Genomic DNA, 20136 nt, shown 5'->3' with positions numbered 1-20136 from the left:
TTCAGGCCTGCGGTCCGACAAGCGGTGAGGTCGTGTAGTGGGCCAGTAGGTCCGCAGGATCCCGGCAGGTGGCGATGCAGCCGGACTGCTTCAGCTCCTCAGCCGTCCAACCGCCGCTGAGCAGGCCAATCGTTCGTATGCCGGCCTTGCCGGCGGCCTCGGCATCGTAGGGTGTGTCGCCGACTACGATTGCATCGCCTGGCTCGATCCCATCGAGACGCTTCAAGGCGGCCAGGAAGATGTCCGGGTTCGGCTTGCTCTCCTCGGCATCGTCGGAAGACGTCTCGATGTCGATGAGATCCTCGATGTCGGCGATCTTCTTGTAGACCTTGAGTTCGTCCGCCTTGGCGGAGGAGGCCAACGCGAGCCGCTTGCCGTCGGCCAACAGGCGTTCGACGAGTGCCCGGACCTGGGGCAGCCCCTTGATCGTCGGTAGGTAGCGTTCCTTCAGGACGTTCGAGCGGTGCTTCTCCAGCGCATCGCCCTTCTCCGCGATCTCGTCCTCGGACAGAAAAACCGGGAGCAGGAGGTCGCCGCCCTTGCCGATTTGCCGCCGAAGGTCCTCGAAGGGGATGTCGTGGCCGAAATCGCGAAAGGCGTCCTGCCAGGCCTGGGCGTGCTGGGGAACGGAGTCGATGAGCGTGCCATCGACGTCGAAAATCACTGCTGCGGGCATGAAACGTTTCTTCCTCTACCCTTACGGAAGCAGCGGTTCGGGTCGCAAGTTCCAGCCTGAGGGCGCGGCATGACCAGCGTGGCATGCCACTACCGACCCGAGGGGTGCCGGTCGACATCTTGGGGGGTATGAGAGTGCATGCGCCGCTTCCCGCCCGAACGTATCGTCTGCCTGACCGAGGAGACGGTCGAGACCCTGTACCTCCTCGGTGAGCAGGACCGCATCATCGGCGTGTCCGGCTATGCCGTGCGCCCGCCCCAGGTCCGTCGTGAAAAGCCAAGGGTCTCGGCCTTCACCAGCGCGGACCTACCGAAGATCCTTGCCCTCGCACCCGATCTGGTGCTTACCTTCTCCGATCTTCAAGCCGGTATCGTCGCGGATCTCGTCCGTGCGGGGATCGCCGTGCATGCCTTTAACCAGCGCGACGTCGCTGGCATCATCGCGATGATCCGCACCCTCGGGGCCCTCGTTGACGCCCGCGAGCGGGCCGAGGCGCTCGCCACCAGCTACCAGGACCGGCTGGCGCGGGTGGCTGACCTCGTCCGCGGGCGACCCCGCCCCCGGGTGTACTTCGAGGAGTGGGACGAACCCCTCATCTCGGGGATCGGCTGGGTGTCAGAGCTCGTGCGCATCGCTGGCGGCGATGACGTCTTTCCAGAGCTTGCCCGGCAGGCGGCCGCCAAGGACCGCATCGTAACGCCCGAAGCGGTGGTGGCGGCTGCGCCCGAGGTCATCCTGGCGTCGTGGTGTGGGAAGAAGGTCGTGACGTCCCGCATCGCCTCCCGAGCAGGATGGGCCGATATGCCGGCCGTAGCCCAGGGGCGCATCCACGAGATCAAGTCGCCCCTCATCCTCCAGCCCGGGCCCGCGGCCCTAACCGACGGCCTGGACGCGATCCTGTCTGCCCTTGGGCACCCACCGGTGCCGGGCAGCCCAACGCTCCCTATCCTCGGCTAGAGCCGTTCCCCTTCGGATTGGGTCTGGGGTACCCGCCACGAACATCCGCAATGGGTGGTCAGCGGTCTGTCCGGTTCTTGACGATAGTTTGGCAGGAGCGGACATTCAGTTCGGGGAGACGCTCGCGGGTGCTTGGCGCCGCGTGCGCATGCAGCCGCGTACAAAGCGGGGAGCCGTGTCCTGGCTGCTGATCGAGGCGCGGGATGGGGCCGCCGGCTCCACGGCAGCACCGGGCATCCGGGAGGTGCGACCCTTGTCGGTCATCGCAGGCCGCGGCATTGAGGCTGTGGCTGAGCCGTCGTAAGCAGCGACTGGATTGAGGGGTGTGGCTCGGCCCGTCGCTCCACCTCTTGATCGACGAACCTTACTGGCGAGCTGACATACATGCTGTTCATCTGGTCGGGTTGGGGCATCCTGGTTGTCCCCATTGTCGTCGGCACCGCGATCATCGTCGGTGCACTGGTCCAGCTATCGCTTCAGGCGCTCGGCCATCCTGAACTTGCGTTCCTCGCCTTCAGCCTTGGGCTGTTTGCGGCAGCGGCCGCGAACTGGTTGATCGGTCGACGCCTCAACAGCACGCCTCCGCGTGAGCTCATCGACCCCGCCACGAATGCGCGTGTGCTGCTCATACGGCGGCATGCGCTGTTCTGGATCCGTATGGAGTACTGGTTGGCACCCGTCGCACTGGCCGCCATTGTCCCGCTGTTCGCCCTTCGCAATCTCTAGCGTTCGTCGTTCCAGGGCCCGGCGCGTCAACCTTTAGGATCAGAATGCGCAGCAGCCTCCACGAGAAAGGCCGGCATGTCTCACCGTTCGGCCTATGCGCTGGCCCTCCTATGGGGGATCTCGGCTACACCCGTGGTGGCGGTCACGCCAGTGACACCGGTGGGTATCGAGAGCTGTGACGCCTTCCTGGAGGCTTATGCCCAATGCGCGTCCAGCCCCGGCGTACCGGAAGTGGCTCGCCCCGGCATCCGCCAGGGCATCAATACGATGCGCGAAAGCTTCCGCGACTCGGTCCTGCGCAACGAGGCGGCTCGACCGACCGTCGCCTATCAATGCGCCCAGGCTCATGAGGCGGTGCGCAAAAGCCTGATCGACGCCTTCAAATGTGATTTTCCAGCTGCACCTCCGGCCTCTCAGTCTCTGCTGCAGAGCCCGCCACCACCGCCCGGAGCAGCCCGGGTAGCAGCCCGCCCGGCGTCAGCGCAGACTCCCGAAGTTCAGGTCCTGGCGAAGGCCAATGCCTACACCGAGGTTCAGAACCACCTCGTCCGATCTCATCCCCTGGAGCAGCAGTTGGCCGATTACCGGCGCGACAACGAGCGGGTGCTCAAGCTCGGAACGAAGCTCGGCGCCAACGCCTGGTACCATTTCGGCATCGTGGACTTCGATGGGGTCATCGACGAGTTGGAAAAGGCCGTTGCCTCGCCGGGCGTCGTGCCAGAGGTGGATGCTCAGGCCGCCCAGCTGCTGGCAGTCCTACGCGAGGTCAATCCCACCCTGAAGGCGCTGACGCGGTATCAGACCACGCGGGAGTTCAAGGAGGACGGCTTCAAGTTCGCACGTGAGCAGCACGCGATCCTCGTTCCCCGTGTCGAGGCCGCCGCCAAAGCGATGGACGCGTATGGCACAGCCCTGTTCGAGCGCGAGATCGCCCGGGATGAGCGGCGCCTGGCAACTCTGCCGGACGATGCGCCTGCGCGCCGTCTCCTCGCCACCACTCTCATGCTGCGCCGCGCGGTCCGGCGGTTCGAGGCATTGGGACCGAAGGCGGATGTCGCGCCCTTCGTGGCCGCACTCGGCGAGGTCTCGAATGCCAACCGTCAGCTTGGTACGACTTTTGATAGCATGAGCCCGAAGGCGAACTCATCCTGCACCGGCTACACCGATACGGTTGCGCGCGTGATCGGCCATGGCCGCGATGTGGCCCGGGACATCCGCCAGAAGGGCGATCCGAGCCAGCCGGCGCAACAGTTCAACGAGACATACAATCGGTCGGTCCGCGATCTCGAATCCTGTCAGAAAAACGAGAGCCGGGTGCGTCCAGGCTGAGGTCAGCTGAAAATCGCTGAAGACAAGACTGATGTCTCCTTCAAGGTAAATGCCCGTCCTTACGCCTTCATAAGTCTCCGGGGAGACGAGCAGGCCTATGCCGAGGAGAGTGCGTTCCACGGGTAGCATCGGCGTCTCTCAATGGGGATGGACGGAGAGCAGCCGCTGAACCTTTGCGCGGGATCGCGATCGCGTTGTCCGCCCCTTATCGGGGCCAGTCGAAGTAGCGCCGGGCGGCGCCTTGGCCTTCCGCCAACGGCCTCGTCAGCAGGCCGCGCCGGTCGATCAGCCCCCATCGGCCACCGACCATGGCGGCCGGCTGGCACCCATCCGAGCGGCAGCCCCGGCAGACCAGGGCCTCGCCGCGGGCGTTGAACGGGAACGACCAGTCGAAATCCGTGGCCAGCACCCGGCGCAGGCGCCGGTCGTGGAACGCGACCTTGCTGGCGTGACGAGCGCGCACCAACCCCTGCGCGAAGGGGTCCGGCCCGTTGTCGAGGGAGAACACCGGCAGCGCCAGCCCGTCGCGGCGCGACCAGAGCACGCCGATTCCGTCGACGACGATCTCAGTCACCCCGCCCCGGAACGGCATGCGCGCAAGGCGGGTGGGATCGATGCGGACGAAGTCCCCCGCGCGGCGGGCACACCCCTCATGGCGGGCGAAATCCGCGTGGACGTCGCGGCAGGCGAGCGGGTAGGCACCCCCGTCGCGCGCCCGCACGGCCTGCGGCGCGAGGCCGGTCGCGAGCCCCAGGAGGGCGAGCGCACCGAGCGCTCGTTTCCGCACCGGTCGGTTCACCGGACGCCCCAGCGCCCGACCGGACCGGGCGCGCCCGTGGCGTCGTCGACGCGCACGCGCCAGCCGCTGCCGTAGGCGACCTCGCAGACGTCCCAGACGATGCCGGTGTCCGCCCGGTTCGGCACGGCCGTGCCGGTGGTCGGGGCGCCTGTTCCCGCCGCGGCGCGCGCCGCGATCGCCGCCGCCTGCTCGGGCGTGAGGTGGCCCGTCGCGGGGGCGGGCGCAGCGGATCGGGTGAATAGGCGGTCCAGGAACGCCAGCACGGTTCGGGCTCCTCGCATCGACGGACGAGCATGGGCGTCCGGTCCCGGGATGTCACCCGCCCCGGTGCCGGTTGCGGGGCGGCCGCCCGTCAGCCACACCTCCCGGACCGTATCAGGCGGAAGAACCGCACGGGAGGAACCGGATGTCCCTGAGTCTCGACCATTCCTCCGTCGAGGAACTAAACCTGGCCCTGCGCCTGTATCGGCGCCTGCTGGTCCGCCTGCTCCTGATCCTTGTCCTGGGCTTTGCCGGGGTGATCGGCCTGGCCAAGCTCAGCACGATCCTGTCGCCGCCCTACGGTGTCTACTTCCTCGGGCAGGGCCTGGTGACCTGGGGGCTGCTCGGCCTCCTCGCTCTGCTGTTCGCGGAATTCTGGTGGGAGGGCCGCCAGATCGGCAAGGCCCTCAACCATCCCGGCCTGCTGGATGCCCCCATCGCGGGGCTGCTGGGCGGCCTCGCCGTGATCGGTGAGCGTGCCGCCGCCATCGGGATGGAGCCCAGCTTCTTCCACGGCCCCCTGCGGCCGATCCGCCGCCGCTGACGGGTCCGTTGCGCTCAGCGCGCCGGCCCCTCGCGGGCGACAAGACTGTCACAGTGGACCGCAAGGCTCGCTCCCGCGCTCGCGAGGGTGACGGCGCAGCCGAGGGCGGGCAGCGTCCAGTCCTCCGCCCGCCACATGGCCGCCGTGAGACCCGCGCCGGCGCCAAGGCAGGCCAGGGCCAGGGCGGAGCGCCATCTCCGCACCGCGCGCGGCTCGAACCGCACTAGGCCGTTCACCCACCAGACCAGGGGGAGCATCGACAGCCAGTCGAGGGGCTGGGCCCGGGTGGCGCCGTGCGGTCCGGGCACGAGGCAGGTGGTGACCGAGACGGTGGCAGCGAGGCCCGCCACGAGGGCGAGCCCGGCCGCCACGTTCGAGCGACTGTCCTTGCGCAGGCGCTGCCAGTAGGCCGGGTCGCGGCGGATCAGGGGGCTCCCTCCTGGGCCGGCGCCAACCGCTTCCAGGCCGCGAGGCGGGCCAAGACGTAGGCCGGCACGCGGTCGGTCACGGCCAGGTTCTCCGGGCGCAAGGAGAAATCGTAGGTGAGGCCATCGCGGTGGACGAGGTAGGTGCAGGTGGAGACCTCGCGCCCGTCCGAGGTGTACGAGGCGAGGCAGCTGAGCGGCGTCTGGTCGGCCGGCCGTGCCGTGTGCCGGGACGGGAGGCGGTAGAAGCGTCGGTGGTCGACGCCCTCGGAATGGATGAGGCGCTCGCCGCCGGACGGGTCTGACCGCCACGGCGCGCCCTCGGCCAGCCGCGCATCGAAGTTGCCCCATTGCCGGGCGTGGAGGGGTGCGAAGTGGCGACCGTCCGGGTCGCCGACGACGTGGACCACGAGGTCGGTGGCGAACGGGCCAGCATGGCCGTAGCTGAGGGGGCTGTAGCCGGCGAGGCCCGCCGCGACCTCGGCGGCGGGCAGCATCAGCCAGAGCGAATCCGCCGGCTCCCGGCCGAGCCCCGGGAGCGCGTCGAGCCAGGGCAGGCGGACATTTCGGGAAAACTCGTAGGCGTGGGGCACGACGTACGCGGTCCCGGCGAGGCGGTACCGCGTGGTGCCGAACCGGCCCTCCGCCGCGAAGGCCGCGAGCACGAGGGGCAGGCCGAGGAGCGCGACGCGACGCGAGGGACGCATGCGGGACGTCCCTATTCCGGGGGGGCGGCGCGGAGCCCGGCCGCTTCCGCAACGAGGTTGGCGCGGGCGGCCGCCTCCAAGCGGTCGTGGAAGAGGTCGGTCTGGTAGAGGCGCGGCCGGGCGAGGAAGCGGTCGAGGATCTGGGCGCGCCCGAGCCGCCACGCCGCCTCCGGAATGGCAGCATATTCCCGGCGAATCGCCGCCGCGTAGGCCGCGTAGGCGGCGCGCGGCGCACCGAGCACGGCGAGATCGAGGTCGAGGAGGAGCCGGGTCGCCGGGTCCGCGCTCGGCCCGTGCGCCGCCGTCGCGTTGATCATCGCGATCGCGGCCCGGACGCGCGTATCCTTGGACGCCGGCCCCGCCTCGGCACGCAGCAGGTCGGCGCTGCGGGCCTCGTTGTCGGCGCGGGCGGTGTCGTAGACGGCGTCGTGGAAGACGATGGCGAGGTCGATGGCATCGCCGTCGAGGCCGGCGAAATCGGGATGCGCCCGCACGGAATCGAGCCCCGCTAGCAGCGCCGCGACGTGGGGCCAGCCGTGATAGTGCCGGTCCGCCGCGCCGTAGCCCGCGTCGAGGGCCCGCCACCCCGCCGCGCCGGGCGTGCCGATGGTCCGTGTCCATAGGGCGTCGAACCGCGCACGAAGGGACGCGTCCCAGGCTTCCATCGCGCCGGCCTCAGTTCACCCGGTGGCAGGTCGAGGTGGTCTCGGCCGTGCCGCGCATCCCGCCCGCCGGCCGCACCTCGCAGACCACGTACTTGCCGCCCCGCTCCAGGGTGAAGCTCGGACCGGAGGCGGAGACGATGCGGTGGCCGCCGTTGAGGAGCGCGCTCATGGGCTCCTCGATAGGGGTCCATGTCGTGGCGGGGCGCGGCGGCCCGGCGGGCGCTTGGGCGAAGGCGGGCCCGGCCGAGAAGACCATCAGGGAGAGGGTGAGGGGCAGCGATCGACGCATCGGGTATCCTGTATCGGGGGCCGGCCTCCGGCCCATTCGGGCGATGAGGGGATTAGGGCATCACCACAGCGAGGTTGGCCGCCGGCAGCCAGCCAATGACCGGGGCCTTCTCGCCCCGGTAGCGTACGCGCACCCAGGCGTCCCTCCGTTCCAGCACCGCGACGGGATCGAGCCGGACGAGGTAGGGCGCACGGGCCGGAGCCGGGCCGGGCTCCGGCCGGAAGGCCGTGCGCTCGGCCGTCACGAGGCCGACGCCGATCCATCCGTCCTGGGCCGCCGCACGCTGCGAAAGCGCGTAGGGGGTGCCCACCATGGTGCCAGTGGTCATCGAACAACCGTCGTGATCCTCCGCGACGGTCAGGGCGGCGCCGTCCGGGGTGAAGGCGAGGTCTCCCGGAATGCGCTCCGGTTCGTTGGGGAACCACGTCTCGACCTTGGCCCGGTCGCCCGCGATAGTACCGCGCAGGAGGAAGACGCAGGCGAACTGCGGCCCGCCGGCATCGGCCGCCCCCCGCTGCTCGGAGAAGACCCCCGCCACCGCGTCGCCGGAGACCGCCAGGGTCAGGCTGTCGTAGGTGCCGGACCGGGCGGCCGGTTCGGCCGCCGCCACGCCGCAGGCGGCCAACAGGGCGGCGAGGCCCAGGGCGGTGCTCCGCACCGTCAGAGGCCCTTCTCCAGCACTTTCACCACGGCCTCGACCCGGTCCTTGCTGTCGGCGACGTTGGAGAACGGCCGCCAGTTCACATCGAGGACCCCGCCGGTGAACGTGAGGCCATTGGGGTAGTTCGAGGCGGGGGCGGTCTTCTCGTCGAAGCGGACGCGGATGGTCTTGAGCTTCTGGGCCAGGGCCTCGCGGCCCATGGTGTCCTTGGCCACCTCCTTTAGCCCGGCGGCGAGAGGCTCGAAGATCGTTTTCTCGAAGTAGCCCGGGTCGGAATAGTACTTGGCGTCGCCCGAAATCGTGAGCTGATCCCACGCCACCTCCACCGGCACGGCAAAGCCCGCCGCCTCCTGGATCGCCTTCTCCTGCGCGGGATAGCGGTCCTGACGGTAGGCCGCGATCGCCCGGCGCTCGGCAAGGCCGATGGTCGGCTCAGCTTGTGCAGCGGTCGCGGACAGCACCGCCAGGGCGGCGGCGAGGGCGTGGCGGCGTGAGATCATGCAGTGGTTCCTCGGTAGGACGGACCCGGATGCGGGCTCGGTGTGACGGTTCGATGACGGGGTGAGATCTGGCTTCCGGGCGAAACCCGCCCTTACGGTGAGATCACCCTCACGGTGTCGGGACGCAGCGCACCGGGCCGTCGGCCGCGACGGTGGGCGGGGCGGTCCCCGTGAGGCGTACGGGAAACGAGACGATGCTGGGCGTGTCCTTCGGGGCCTTTCCGGCCCGATAGCTCTCGGCGCAGGCCTTCATGGGCGCCGGCAGGGCCGCGACGGCGGAGGGAAGCGGCCCGTCGCGGGCGATCCGCGCCCAGCACGCAGCCCAGTGCTTCGGGATCGAGCAGACCCCCTGCACGCCGCGCTGGAACCCGAGCTGCAGGGTCCCGTCCGCAACCGCGAAGGAGTCGATGCCAGCCTCGGCGATCGTGTCCTGGATCAGGGTGCGGCCCGTGCCCGCGTCGAGCACCGCGAACGGGACGGTGCCGTTGGTGCTCGCCAGCTCGAAGACGAGGAACCCGCCCGTGCGGCCGAGGAAGCGTTGGCCGGCGGTCGCCAGGATGTGCGCACCCGGCCCCGGCGCGGCGGTGCAGGCGGGGGCGGCGCCGTGCGCGAGCGGCACGAGGGTCGCGTCCTCGGGGTCCGGCGCGTTGGTGTCGCTCTCGCGCACCATGAGATTGCCGTAGATCGTGTAGGTGATCTGCTTGCCCTCTCCAGACGTCGCGGTCGCGGTCTTCGCGGGCGGCTCGAACCGCGCCGCCTCCCATCCCGCGGCCACTGACGGGGCGGGGAGGCACGCTGCGAGGAGCACGAAGCGGGCGGCGGGGAGGAGGCTACGTTTCATGCGGGTTCCCTGTATACGGCGTGGGACGCAAGAGGAAAGGCAGGATGGAGAGCCATGCGGACCGTTCCCGCCAAGGTGACCAAGGGTTTTGCCCGGCCGCTCGCAACGCTTCTCGCCGCGCCGCTCCTCTGGCCGCAGGCCGTCCGGACCGAGCCCGCTCTGCCGGGCGACGTAACGGCGTACGTGACGCGGCTGCGGGACTGCAACCAATGGGGCGGGGAGGATGCCACGGACGCGGCGCGCGGCCGGGCCATCGCGGCGGCCGTGAAGTGCCTGCGCTGCGGCGACGCCGAGGCGGACGAGCGGACCCTGCGACGGCACCACAGGGGCAACCCCGCTGTCCTGAAAGCCCTCGACCGGGCGCGCGATGCGGACGGCTGAGCGGGGCTCTGGCGCCGACGATCCGGTCCGCCGCCGCGTCCTGCGGCTGCTGCACGTTCCGCTCCTCGGGCTGCTGCTGGCGCGCGGCCTCGCCCCGGTCTTCCTGCTGTTTCCCTTCCTGCCCGCGGAGCCCGGAACCGATCCGACCCTGCGGCCTGTCGAACTCTGGCTTGGCACGGCCCTCGTCGGCGGCCTCGTCCCCACCGTGGAGGGCGCGGCGCGGCCCCTCTACCAGGCAGCCGGCCTCGTCCTCGCCGTCGGCCTGATCTCGATCCCGGTCCTGCGCGCCTTCCTGTGGGCCGACCTTCCGGTCCTGCACGGGCTCGCGCGCTGGCTCGGCCTCGACGGAGAAGCCGCCTGGACGCCCACCTGTACGAGATCTGGCTCTCGGCCTAGGTTTTGGCTTGGCTCGGCCTCGCGTTCTTAAGCCGGCACCTCCCGGCGCGACGCGCCCGCATCGGCTGGGCGGCCGTTCGACGACGGCGCCGTTGGGGATTCTGGTCGGGGTTGTTGCGCGATGATCGTCTCGCCATGATTGCCCCTCCGTCCGACGGGACGCGAAAGGCGTGCCTCGTCGTCGGCGGCTGTGGTGTCGTCGTGTTGAGCTGGGCCCTCGTCGCCTATGCGCCCGCGATTGGGATCGCGGCGGTCGTCGTCGCGGTCCCGGTGTTTGCTCGCGCGGCGAAGCACCGGGTCGCGGTCTTCCTCGCCATGGCGGCCATCGGCGGCGGCATGACCTGGGTGGCGTTCGGAACGACGACGGGCTACTTCCTCCTGAACCGATCGCGGCTCGACGCCGTGGTGGCCGAGATCGCGGCCATGCCCACCCTAGTGTCCTTTGAACGCGGGCGGGACGATCCCCCGCCGGCGGCGGAGCGAACGGCGTGGTGGGAAAGCACCCGCCTTATCAACGGCCAGCGCGTCACCCCGTACCGCCCGCAAGGCGCGCGCGACACGGACAGTTTGCGGGAGATCGACGTCCTGCGGGAACTCGGGGTTCCCTATGCCCGCTACCTTGCCCTCTGCGGCGCCCTCGAACGCCTCGGGCTCGCGGGGTTCACCCGAGGTCCCGGCGGCGAGATCGGCCTGAACGAACCGATTCCAGGTGGCACGCCCTGGGGCACGTCGTTCGTGTACCGGCCGGACGATGCGTTTCCGGCCGGCTCCGGGGCCGAGAGCGACCGCCGCCTCGCGCCGAATTGGTTTTTCGTGACGCGGGGCTGAAATTCACCGGACAATGCTGCTGGATTCCTAAAGGGAAGGGCTGGCGCGCGGAGCCTCCGCCGTGGTGATGGTGCCAGTCCCGAGCAGGGCCGCGAGCACGAGCATCGGCACGGCCCAGACCTGCATCGGCAGACCCCAGAAGGCGTGGTCGCGCCCGGCCGGCCCGAACGTCGTGCCGTGGTTCCAGCGCAGGCCGAGACCGAGGACAGCGAGCGCCGCGAGACCCATGGTGAGGCCGACCGCCCGATCCACCTCCGGCCCGTCGACCTGCCGAAGGACGATCAGGGGCAGGAACATCGCCGCCGCCACGAGGAGGATGACCCAGTAGCCGCGCCCGTTCCAGAACACGATCATGCGGCGCTCCCCTCGCGCGGTGTGTGGACCGATCCGTCCCGCCGAAACCGCGATCGCATCAGCTCATGACCCCCGCGCCGGCCCGCCGGTTCCGCACCATCGCGGCGAGGGCCGCGACGATGATGGCCGCCAGCGCCCCGGCGATGACCAGGAGGGTGATCGTTCGGTTCCACAGGCGGTCGAGGGCGAGATCGGTGGTCACGAGGTCGGGCCGGGCCGGATCGGCCAGCACCCGGATGGTGTAATCGCCCACATGCACCCCCGTGAACACGGTGTTCACCCGCCGGACCACCGTGCCCGTGGGGGTGCGCAGGTTGAGGGTCATGTCGCAGAGGTGGAGCACGATCTTGGTGCTGCACTTGCCGTCCGTCACCCGCGCGTCGGCGACGGGGCGCGCCGTGTCGCGGATCTGCCAATCCGTGACCACCGGCGGAGCGGTGTAGACGGCGCAGGCGACGAGGAGGGCACCCAGCGCCACGAGGCCGAACAGCGTCCAGAAGATGTTGCCCCAGCCCTGGCGGGGCGGCGGCAGGCGCAGGGGCTCGGTGCGGTTGGGCGCGGTGGTCATGGTCGAGATCTCAGGGAGGTTCAGGGGCTTGGGGCCGATGGAGGAGCCGCCGCGGTCTCGGCCAGGACCCGGCGCGCCTCCGCCGCATGGCGGTACCGGCCGATGAGGTCGGCAAAATCCCGCACCGGCATCCTGTAGGGAAGGCCGGCCGTGATGGTGACGATGCCGCGGCCTGCGTCGAGCTTCACCCCGCGGCCGCCCGGCACCTTCTGCGGGAACGGCACCTCCGGCGGCAGCAGCAGGCGGGTGACGACGCCGTTCTGCCGCGTCGTCATGTCGAGGTCGGCGATGCTGTCCCAGGGGATCGGCCGGTCGAGTCCGGGCACCGCCAGGGCCTCGGGGCTCAGGATCATCGTCGTGCGCTCGCCCCGCCACAGCCGGAATCCGCCGAAGCCCGCCAGAACCGCCCCGCAGGCAAAAGCCACGCCGACCACGAGTCGTGCCTGGTCGGCGGAGAGTCCGGGCAGGCCGGCGGCGAGCCACAGGAGCGCCACCCCGATGAAAATGCCGCCGGCCACCAGGAGGGCGATGGCCCCCGGGCGGGTGCTTTCGCGCAACACGCGCGCCTCGGTGCCGATCTCCGCCGCGGTCGCCTCCAGATGGGCGCGGAACGCCGCATCGTGGGCCCGCACCGCGTCGAGGAAATCGTGCGTCGCCCCGCGGCACAGGCCGGTCGGGTCGGCGAAGTAGGCGGCGAGCTGTCCGAGCGCGTGCGGGGGCGGGACTGCGGCGGCGGCGGCGAGCAAGTCGGCGTCGAGGGTCCGGCCGAGGGCCGCGACGCGCTCGCGGGTCGGCGGATGGGTGTCGGTGGGGTGGGCCTGCTCCGCCTCGAGATGCGCCGCCGGATCGTCGAGGCCGCGCGCGATGGCGTGGTCGAGGCTCGCCGCCACGAGGTCGGTCGGGGCCGAACCGGGCGCGGCGGCGGCGGCATCGAGGGTCTCGGCGATGCGGGGGGCCACGGCCCCGGTGCGCAGGAGCGCCCGCGCGGCGGCATCGACGGAGGCCGGGCCGGCGCCGGCGGCATCGGCGGCGAACTCGCGGGTCCGGCTCCAGTGGCGCACGGCGAGGTGGAAGTTCTCCATGACGAAGACGCCGAGGCGCAAGGACGGGCCGAGCAGTCCGAAGGACCCGGCATGCCCCTCCGCCACCGCGTCGAGGGAGCGGCCGACGCCCGCATAGATCGGCAGGAAGCGCTGGCTGTAGACGGTGTCGCCCCCGGCGTAGTGGGCGAGTTCGTGACCGATGATCGCCGCCACCTCGTCGCCCCGCAACAGGGCGAGGTAGGGCAGCGGCAGGTAGAGGATCCGGCCGGTCAGGCGTTCGCCGCCGGGTTCGAGCACGGCCGGGCCGGCGCTGACGAAGAAGCCGCCCGTGAGGCCGACCACGACGGCCTCGGGCTTCAGCGCTCCCAGCCGGTGAGCCAGCCCCTCGGTGAGCCGCCACAGGCCCGGCGCCTCGGCGGGCGAGACGACCCGGCCGAAGATCGACAGGGGGTCGGGCTCGAAGGCGGAGAGCGCCCGGCGCAGGCCCAGCACCGTGGCGCCCGCCGCGATCAGGACCGCCCCGATGGCGACGACGGCCAGGAACAGCATCTTGATCTCGCCGCCGCCGAGGCCGGGCCGTGCGAGCATCCCGGCCTCGAAGACCACGGCGGCGACGAAGCCCGCCGTGGTCAGAAGAACCTGGAGGGCGAGCACTGGCGGCAGCAGGCGGCGCATCCACGAGAAGCCGGCCACCAGCGCGTCGCGCGAGGCCCGCCCCATCCGCCCCAGCGCGGCGCCGGCGAGGAGCACGAGGATCGACAGGCCGGCGGCGAAGCCCCCGGCCGCGACGACCAGGGGCGGGAGCAGGCGGCGCCAGTCCATGATCGCGGTCAGAGTCGCGGCCTCGTCCCGGGCCGCCCGGGCCTGAACGAGAGCGAGGGGCCCGCCGTAACTCTGGCCGTTGCGGCGGAACTGCATCCGGAAATCGGGGCGTCCGTCCGACGGCGCCTGCGCTTCCAGATCCGCGACGATCTGGGTCAGGTGCTCTCGCTCGGCGGCGAGGTCGGCCCAGTCGGCGCCGGCCCGCTCCTGCTCCCACAAGCCAAGGAGCAGGATGCCGAGGGGCATGAGGACGGTGGCGGCGATCAAGCGCGTGACGGAACGCAAGCGCGTGGGCGTGCGCGAGTTAGCTGCGTCGGGGATACTCGCCTCCTCGGATGCGTCGGGACCAAGAACGGGTCGCTCAGAATTTATTCGCCGGACGCTCGTCCACTGAAAGCGGGATGAGGCTGTCGTGCTTACGGCATGAGATCCTATCGACCTTGCGGCTCTCCCCCTTGATCAGGTCCATGGTGCCGGTCTTGCGATTGACCAGGAAATAGCCGCCCGGGTTTCTCAGCTTGATCACATCGTCGGACTGAAGCGCGACTTCCTGTATCTTCGATTCACGCTCGCCATTCGGCTTCATCAAGGCCCATTTCTTGGACGCGAGGTCGATGCTGAAGTAGATTGATTTGCCGCCATTGTTGATGCACGCCAGGGTGAAAGGCTGCGTTGATTCTTCAGCGTGTGCGTTGTGCGCAGCGATGAACACGCAAAGTACGCCGTACACAAGAAAAGATGTCGCTTTTTTAGTCATCCGGTTCATTCCTGTAGGTACGTCCTGCCGCATCGCGGTTGGCGGTCTAGACGTGCGCGCAGCCGGGGGCAAATCGATCCCGGGCCCGAGCATGCTGTCTTGCCGGCCAGGGTGATCGCGGCACCATTGACACCCGACCAAGCGTCGCGTCAGTGGCATCAGGTTAGGGCATGGACTGGGCCGGGAAGTGTTCATCCGTCGCGGATGCCGTCTATGTTCGAAAGGGCCTGTCAGTTGGTCGAGCATATAGAGGCCGGTCGCCATTTGCCGCTCCTCTGCGACTTCACATTGGTGATGGTAACGATCCACCTGGTCTTTCACCTGATCCCGCGGCGGAACGCGGCGCTGCATGCGTTCGTCGATCACGCGACACCGAAGCTGAGGGCGGTCGTTGCGGACATCATAGATGGCGCCGCACGTTCTGCAGATGCTCTATCGAACGTCCGCTCCGGGTAAGTGGCGAAGGGCTGGCGAGCGACCGAGTTGGGTCGGGTCCCGCCAGTCCGCTCAACGACCGGGTCGGGTGGTTTTCAGCCCGTCCCCTTCCGGTGGACGGATGCCTTGAACCAGACATAGACTTGGGGACCGTTCGTGACCTGACACAGTCCGCCCACCTCACTCCGATACTTAATGAAACGGGCGAAGATTTGTGATTTAGAATCCCGCATCATCCTGCGTGGTCAGGGTTGCCAATTGCGCTGAGCACTTCGCCCTTCCGAAATCCGTGACGAATTTCTTCGTTACCAGCGATAGCGCAGCGTCGCGAGGATCGTCTGTCTGTTTCCGTAGAAGCAGCCGGTCGCGGCGATGCATGTCGTGACGTAGGTTCTGTCGAAAAGGTTCGTTGCGTTGAGAGCGAGGTCGACGCCCTTCAGGCTCGGATAGCGATACCCGAAATCATAACGCAGAGCCGCGTCGACGAGCGTGACCGCGGGTGTCCGATAAAGGTTGGCGTTGTCGCCGACCGAGACGCCGATGTAGCGCACGCCCCCGCCGAGGCCGAGGCCAGCCCAATCCCCCGTTCGGATCGTGTAGTCGAGCCAGGCTGACGCCTGATGGCGTGGGACGAAGGGTAGCTCGTTGCCGACGATGCTGACACCCGCCGCGTTGGGGTTGGCCTTAGTGAACCTGCTGTTCATGGCAGCGTAGGAGGCGATGAGGTCGAGGCTGTCGGTAAGGCTGGCCTTGACCTCCAGTTCCAGCCCGTGGACACGTGCCTCGCCGGCCTGGGTGTTGAACCGGAAGTCGAGGGCGTCCGGCGTCAGCACGTTCTGCTGCTTCAGGTCGAACACCGCACCGGTCAGTAGGAGGTTCGTACCGGCCGGCTGGACCTTGATGCCGCCCTCGATCTGGTCGCCGGTGGTCGGGGCGAAGGGCGTGCCGAGGCGGTTGGTGCCGGATGTCGGCTGGAATGACGTTGCGTAGCTCACGTAAGGGGCGAGGCCACCTTCGAAGAGGTAGCTCATGCCGACACGGCCGGTAAAGGCGGCATCGTCCTGCTTCACCTGCGCCAGCGCGCCGGTCGAAGCTGTCCGGGTCCGGGTGATGGCATTGGCCCAGTCCTGGCGTCCGCTCAGCGTGAGACTGAAGCCGCCGAAGCGGATCTCGTCCTGCGCGTAGACGCCGGTCTGGTTGCGCCCTTGCGTGATCTGCGTCCCTAGGGGCGGACGCGTGACGGTGCCGGCATAGACCGGGGCGAAGATGTCGACCGAGGGGACGATCCGCAGGTTGGACTCGTCGTAGCGCGCATCCTCGCGCAGGTAATCGGCACCGAACAGGAGCGTATGTGCGAAAGGCCCCGTGAGGAAGCGCGCCTCCGCCTGGTTGTCGACGTTGAAGAGGTTCGACCGTTCCGGGAAGGCCCAGGCATAGCGCGACAATGTCCGTCCATCGGCGGCGAGACCGATCGCCTGGACGCGTTGGGTGTCGGCTTCGACATGCGCGAAGCGAAGGTTCTGGCGTACGGTCCAGATGTCGTTGAAGCGGTGCTCGAACGCGTAGCCGATGAAGCTCTGGTCGAGCTTGAACCTGTCGTAGTTCGGTTCGCCGATGAACCGGTTCGTCGGGATGCGCCCGCGCGGGTTCGTGTACAGGGTCCCGAGGGTCGGCAGGCCTTGTGGCGCGCCGCCGCCGGGCGAGTTGATGTGCAGGTACTGCGACAGGATCGTGAAGGACGTGTCGGCGTCCGGCCGGAACGTGACGCTCGGCGCGATGAAGACCCGGTCTTCCTCCAGGTAGTCCAGCTGGGTTCCAGTGGTACGGGCGAGCCCGGTGAGCCGGTAGAGGATGCGACCATCCGGATCGATGGGGCCGGACAGGTCGAAGGCGGCCTGGGCACGTCCGTAACTGCCGGTTTGGAGCTGGATCTCGTGCAGGGGCACCGCGCTCGGACGCTTGCTGACGAGATTGAGCAGGCCACCCGGCGAGTTCTGCCCGTAGAGCCCGGAGGAAGGGCCCTTCAGCAGTTCGACGCGCTCCAGGCCGTACGTCTCGACGAGCGGCTGCGAGTAGCCCCGTGCGCCGAACGGCAGGCGCAGGCCGTCCAGGTAGCGCCCTGGCACGAAGCCGCGAACATAGAGCCAATCGTAGCGCAGGTCCGTGCCGTACTGCGTGAGTACGCCCGGCGTGTAAAGCAGCGCCTGGCGTACGTTCTGCGCCTGTCGATCCTCGATCTCTTTACGGCCGACTACGTTGATGGCCTGCGGTGTTTCCAGGATCGACGTACCGGTCTTCGTCGCCGTCGCACTGCGTCTAGCGACGTAGCCGTTGACCGGCCCAAGGGCCGTGTCGCCGGTCACCTCCAGGGCGTCGAGGGTGACGCTGCCGTCTTGCAGGCCTGAGATCTCTGCCTGAGCGACCACTTCGACGATGGTGGCGGAGCGCCTGGCGGTAAAATGCGGCACCAGCCCGGTGCCTGCAAGCAGTTGCTGCAAGGCTTCCATCCGGTCGTAGCGTCCGGCGAGCGGCGTCGAACGCAGGCGGCGGCTGGCGTTGCTATCATAAATCAGCTGCACGCCGCTGACGGCCCCATAGGATGCCAGAGCTTCATCGAGGGGCTGCTCGGCAATCGCGAAGTCGAGGGCCTCGTCCACATCCGGATTGGGCGATGTCACGCGGACGATCCGCGCCTCGACCCTCGCCGAGGTCAGGTCGGTGGGGGCGATGGCCGCCGAAGTCTGCGTCGGCAGGGCCAGCACGAGCGCCGCGACCCCACTCAATCCCGTCACCATCCGATAGCCGTCTCCCGTCCGGTGCCGCCCGCGTCCTTGCGCCATCGTCGTGCCCCACGTCATCCTGCGGCTTGTCACCGCTGCCCGACGGGTCGTGATCGCCCGCCTGATTCCTCAGACGCGCGCCGGGTGGCGAGCCCGCAAAAAAACTTTCTGCCCTTTCGCGGCCAGACGCGACCGCGCGGCGCTCAGCGCAGGACGACGAGGCGGTCGCCGAACCGGACCTCCGATAGAGCGAGGGCGGTACGAATGCTGCCGAGAGCCTCCTCCGGCCGCGCGAGATGGAAAACGCCCGTCACCCGCCGGGCGGCCGCAGCCGAACTGGCGACGACGATCCGGCCCGGCCGGTATCGGTTGAGATCGTCCACCACCTGCGACAGCGGCGTGTCGCGGAAGACGAGCAGGCCCCGCCTCCAGGCCGCCGTGGCGCCGACGTCGATGGCGTGGAGGCCACGCGCATCCGGTCCGATCCCGACCTCCTGTCCGGCCATGAGGCGCGTCGGAGGAACGCCCGGTGCGGGAACGACGGTGACGCGACCGGACAGGCACGCCAAATCGGCATCCAGGGCGCCGACCCAGCCAGACAGGCCTCCGCGCGGCCTGCAGCGGACGACGACCTCCGCCGGCTCCCTCGTCTCGGTCACGAGCCGCGCCTCGCCCACGACCACGGTAAGGGCAACACGGTTGGCCGGAACGGTGACGGCCACCGAGCCAGCATGCAGAATGACGTCCTGCCGACCGTCGTTGAGATGGGCGTCCAGGGCGGTCTCGGCATCCAGCTCGATGCGGATGCCGCCCGGCAGGGCCACCGTCCGAATCTCGCCGGTTCCCGTAAGGTAGGCGGCGGACAAAGCCGGCCATCGTAACGAAAGGGTGGCGACCCCGGCCGCGATGGAGGCCGACGCGACCCCACCAGCGGCCACTCTGCCAAGCATGCGCCGTCGGGTCATCCCGCGAGGTGCCTCCGGGGCGACTGCCAACCCGCACGTACCGGCTAGTGCCTCGCCCGTCCGCTTCCACAGTCCGGCGGCAGCCCGGAACGCGGCGTCGTGCTCGGGCGTCGAGCGCCATAGGGCGAGGGCCCGGGCGTCATCCTGCGTCGCCGTTCCGGAGGTCAGGCGGACGACCCAGGCGTGCGCCTGTTGCCGGACGCCGCCATCGTCGCTGTTCGTAGGCCCGTCCTGATGGTTCGGCGCGTTCATTCTTCTCCCGCCGGTCGGCGGACGCGTTTCGCGTCATCGCATGGAAAGCGCACTCGGTAGTAAAACGTTTCGATGCATCGCATCCCGCAATCAATCCGGAAACCGGCTTGATCGGAGACGGTCCGCACAATGGTCGAGCGCCATCCTGACCTCGGCCTCTACGGTTCTGAGCGATACGCCAAGGCGTGATGCGATGGATGCGTGGCTCACGCCCTCGATCCGGCTCAGGCGAAAGGCCTCAGCGCGCCGAGGCGGAAGTTCGCGTAGTGCGGCAGCGAGGTTCTGAAGGTCGAGGCGACCCTGGGCCTGACGATCCGGCCCCGGCGCATCGTCCGTGACCGCCAGCAAATCTTCGATCTCGACGGGCGAGAGCAGCCGGGACTGGCGCACCTGCGCCCGGTTGTGATCCACGGCCAGGTTCGCCGCGACCTGAAACAGGAAGGCGCGCTCGCAATGCAGTACGGTCCGTCCCTGCTCGACCCGCGCCACTCGGATGAACGTCTCATGCATCAGGTCGGACGCTTCGTGTCGGCCGACCTTTCGGCTTAGAAACCGCAGCAAAGCCTCGCAATGGCTGCGATAGAGACTCGCCAATCGGCTCGCAGGCCTATCATGGGCGGGATCGACGGCAGGCATTGACCTCTGCCTGTGAGAGACGGCTGGGGTGGCTTGTTTATGCCGTGGCGTATAGCGACGGTGGGCAATGGAGCAAGAACATAAAAGTCACGCCCCAAAAAACAATCCCCTAGTTTTTAATTGTTCTACTTAGAACAAATATTATCTTTTTACATTATTCGGACGAAGGACGACGGGCGATGCTGCTCGATGCGGTAATGCGATCTAGTGCGCAAATGCGTCGATGGTCTTCATTACGGCTAGGTTTGAGAGAGAACCGCAGGAGAACTGGGCACAGGGGTGGATGTCTGGTTGCCGCCGTGGCGATAAAGGTCGCATCCCACCCCTGGTCGCAGTTGCCAGACATCCGGACGAATGTCCGCTATCGAGAAACGCCGATGTTGATCTGAGCGACTGGCTTGGGTCGAGACCTGTCCGTCCGCTCTACGACCCTGTTGGGTGGTTTGCCGCCAGTCCGCTTCCGGGCGTTCGATAGCTTGTAGCGGACGTCCCTCGGTATTCAGTTTGCCTACGGCCACAAACCCATCCAGTGGGGCATT

24 protein-coding genes and 1 pseudogene are annotated in these 20136 nt (G+C 68.9%); 7 read left to right on the top strand and 18 right to left on the bottom strand.

Going from position 1 to position 20136, the window contains the following annotated elements; genetic code table 11:
• Window position 1: 1 nt before the first annotated feature.
• Window positions 2–676, bottom strand: coding sequence for an HAD family hydrolase (locus MKK49_RS11210; protein WP_244028378.1), 675 nt, complete (start codon window positions 674–676; stop codon window positions 2–4).
• 138 nt (window positions 677–814) lie between these two features.
• On the opposite strand from MKK49_RS11210, the gene MKK49_RS11205 reads away from it, so the two are divergent.
• From MKK49_RS11205 to MKK49_RS11195, 3 genes are all read left to right on the top strand, one after another.
• On the top strand, window positions 815–1633 hold the full coding sequence (locus tag MKK49_RS11205) for a cobalamin-binding protein (RefSeq protein ID WP_244028377.1): 819 nt from the start codon (window positions 815–817) through the stop codon (window positions 1631–1633).
• Window positions 1634–2017: 384 nt separating this feature from the next.
• Complete coding sequence (locus MKK49_RS11200; RefSeq protein WP_244028376.1) at window positions 2018–2359, top strand: hypothetical protein; 342 nt, start codon at window positions 2018–2020, stop codon at window positions 2357–2359.
• A gap of 75 nt (window positions 2360–2434) precedes the next feature.
• Window positions 2435–3688 carry a DUF3829 domain-containing protein gene (locus MKK49_RS11195; protein ID WP_244028375.1) on the top strand — a complete coding sequence of 418 codons (1254 nt, stop codon included), beginning with the start codon at window positions 2435–2437 and terminating at the stop codon, window positions 3686–3688.
• A gap of 205 nt (window positions 3689–3893) precedes the next feature.
• On the opposite strand, the gene MKK49_RS11190 is transcribed toward MKK49_RS11195, so the two are convergent.
• Window positions 3894–4475 carry a hypothetical protein gene (locus MKK49_RS11190; RefSeq protein ID WP_244028374.1) on the bottom strand — a complete coding sequence of 194 codons (582 nt, stop codon included), beginning with the start codon at window positions 4473–4475 and terminating at the stop codon, window positions 3894–3896.
• Between the two features lie 8 nt (window positions 4476–4483).
• A complete protein-coding gene (locus MKK49_RS11185; protein WP_244028372.1) occupies window positions 4484–4750 on the bottom strand; it encodes a hypothetical protein in 267 nt (88 codons plus the stop codon).
• Between the two features lie 143 nt (window positions 4751–4893).
• Between MKK49_RS11185 and MKK49_RS11180 the strand changes: the two genes are divergently transcribed.
• Window positions 4894–5292: an ABC transporter ATP-binding protein gene (locus tag MKK49_RS11180; RefSeq protein WP_244028370.1), complete on the top strand. Its 399-nt coding sequence runs from the start codon at window positions 4894–4896 to the stop codon at window positions 5290–5292.
• Window positions 5293–5306: 14 nt separating this feature from the next.
• Here MKK49_RS11180 and MKK49_RS11175 read toward each other — a convergent pair whose 3' ends face one another.
• The 7 genes from MKK49_RS11175 to MKK49_RS11145 all read right to left on the bottom strand — a co-directional run bounded on the left by MKK49_RS11175 (window position 5307) and on the right by MKK49_RS11145 (window position 9380).
• Window positions 5307–5663: a hypothetical protein gene (locus MKK49_RS11175; protein WP_244028368.1), complete on the bottom strand. Its 357-nt coding sequence runs from the start codon at window positions 5661–5663 to the stop codon at window positions 5307–5309.
• A gap of 53 nt (window positions 5664–5716) precedes the next feature.
• Entirely contained in the window at window positions 5717–6424 is a 708-nt protein-coding gene (locus MKK49_RS11170) for a hypothetical protein (RefSeq protein ID WP_244028366.1), read from the bottom strand.
• A gap of 11 nt (window positions 6425–6435) precedes the next feature.
• The gene (locus MKK49_RS11165) at window positions 6436–7089 is read right to left on the bottom strand and encodes a hypothetical protein (RefSeq protein WP_244028364.1); all 654 of its coding nucleotides are present in this window, start codon (window positions 7087–7089) and stop codon (window positions 6436–6438) included.
• A 10-nt stretch (window positions 7090–7099) separates the two neighbouring features.
• A complete protein-coding gene (locus MKK49_RS11160; RefSeq protein WP_244028363.1) occupies window positions 7100–7378 on the bottom strand; it encodes a hypothetical protein in 279 nt (92 codons plus the stop codon).
• 52 nt (window positions 7379–7430) lie between these two features.
• Window positions 7431–8036, bottom strand: coding sequence for a hypothetical protein (locus tag MKK49_RS11155; RefSeq protein WP_244028362.1), 606 nt, complete (start codon window positions 8034–8036; stop codon window positions 7431–7433).
• Window positions 8037–8038: 2 nt separating this feature from the next.
• The gene (locus MKK49_RS11150; RefSeq protein ID WP_244028361.1) at window positions 8039–8539 is read right to left on the bottom strand and encodes a hypothetical protein; all 501 of its coding nucleotides are present in this window, start codon (window positions 8537–8539) and stop codon (window positions 8039–8041) included.
• A 109-nt stretch (window positions 8540–8648) separates the two neighbouring features.
• Window positions 8649–9380, bottom strand: a complete 732-nt coding sequence (locus MKK49_RS11145; protein WP_244028360.1) for a hypothetical protein — start codon at window positions 9378–9380, stop codon at window positions 8649–8651.
• A gap of 54 nt (window positions 9381–9434) precedes the next feature.
• Between MKK49_RS11145 and MKK49_RS11140 the strand changes: the two genes are divergently transcribed.
• From MKK49_RS11140 to MKK49_RS11130, 3 genes are all read left to right on the top strand, one after another.
• Window positions 9435–9761, top strand: coding sequence for a hypothetical protein (locus MKK49_RS11140; protein WP_244028358.1), 327 nt, complete (start codon window positions 9435–9437; stop codon window positions 9759–9761).
• Window positions 9748–10188 (top strand): hypothetical protein, encoded by a 441-nt coding sequence (locus tag MKK49_RS11135; RefSeq protein ID WP_244028357.1) that lies wholly within the window; start codon window positions 9748–9750, stop codon window positions 10186–10188. The genes MKK49_RS11140 and MKK49_RS11135 overlap by 14 nt, the downstream gene beginning before the upstream one ends.
• Before the next feature lie 104 nt (window positions 10189–10292).
• Window positions 10293–10985 carry a hypothetical protein gene (locus MKK49_RS11130; RefSeq protein WP_244028356.1) on the top strand — a complete coding sequence of 231 codons (693 nt, stop codon included), beginning with the start codon at window positions 10293–10295 and terminating at the stop codon, window positions 10983–10985.
• A gap of 27 nt (window positions 10986–11012) precedes the next feature.
• Here the strand turns inward: MKK49_RS11130 and MKK49_RS11125 are convergent, their stop codons facing one another.
• The 8 genes and pseudogenes from MKK49_RS11125 to MKK49_RS11090 all read right to left on the bottom strand — a co-directional run bounded on the left by MKK49_RS11125 (window position 11013) and on the right by MKK49_RS11090 (window position 19597).
• Window positions 11013–11339 (bottom strand): hypothetical protein, encoded by a 327-nt coding sequence (locus tag MKK49_RS11125; protein WP_244028355.1) that lies wholly within the window; start codon window positions 11337–11339, stop codon window positions 11013–11015.
• Between the two features lie 58 nt (window positions 11340–11397).
• Window positions 11398–11907, bottom strand: coding sequence for a hypothetical protein (locus tag MKK49_RS11120; RefSeq protein ID WP_244028354.1), 510 nt, complete (start codon window positions 11905–11907; stop codon window positions 11398–11400).
• Window positions 11908–11927: 20 nt separating this feature from the next.
• A complete protein-coding gene (locus tag MKK49_RS11115) occupies window positions 11928–14018 on the bottom strand; it encodes a M48 family metalloprotease (RefSeq protein ID WP_244028393.1) in 2091 nt (696 codons plus the stop codon).
• Window positions 14019–14133: 115 nt separating this feature from the next.
• Window positions 14134–14895, bottom strand: a complete 762-nt coding sequence (locus MKK49_RS11110; RefSeq protein WP_244028353.1) for a hypothetical protein — start codon at window positions 14893–14895, stop codon at window positions 14134–14136.
• A 374-nt stretch (window positions 14896–15269) separates the two neighbouring features.
• On the bottom strand, window positions 15270–17759 hold the full coding sequence (locus tag MKK49_RS11105) for a TonB-dependent siderophore receptor (RefSeq protein WP_244028352.1): 2490 nt from the start codon (window positions 17757–17759) through the stop codon (window positions 15270–15272).
• A 188-nt stretch (window positions 17760–17947) separates the two neighbouring features.
• The gene (locus MKK49_RS11100) at window positions 17948–18694 is read right to left on the bottom strand and encodes a FecR family protein (protein ID WP_244028392.1); all 747 of its coding nucleotides are present in this window, start codon (window positions 18692–18694) and stop codon (window positions 17948–17950) included.
• 102 nt (window positions 18695–18796) lie between these two features.
• Window positions 18797–18961: pseudogene (locus MKK49_RS11095) on the bottom strand (FecR/PupR family sigma factor regulator); the annotation flags it as partial.
• Window positions 18962–19051: 90 nt separating this feature from the next.
• Complete coding sequence (locus MKK49_RS11090) at window positions 19052–19597, bottom strand: RNA polymerase sigma factor (RefSeq protein WP_244028351.1); 546 nt, start codon at window positions 19595–19597, stop codon at window positions 19052–19054.
• Between the last annotated feature and the right edge of the window lie 539 nt (window positions 19598–20136).

The organism is Methylobacterium sp. J-090, assembly GCF_022829345.1.
GTDB lineage: Bacteria > Pseudomonadota > Alphaproteobacteria > Rhizobiales > Beijerinckiaceae > Methylobacterium.
This window is presented reverse-complemented; position numbering and strand designations above follow the sequence as displayed.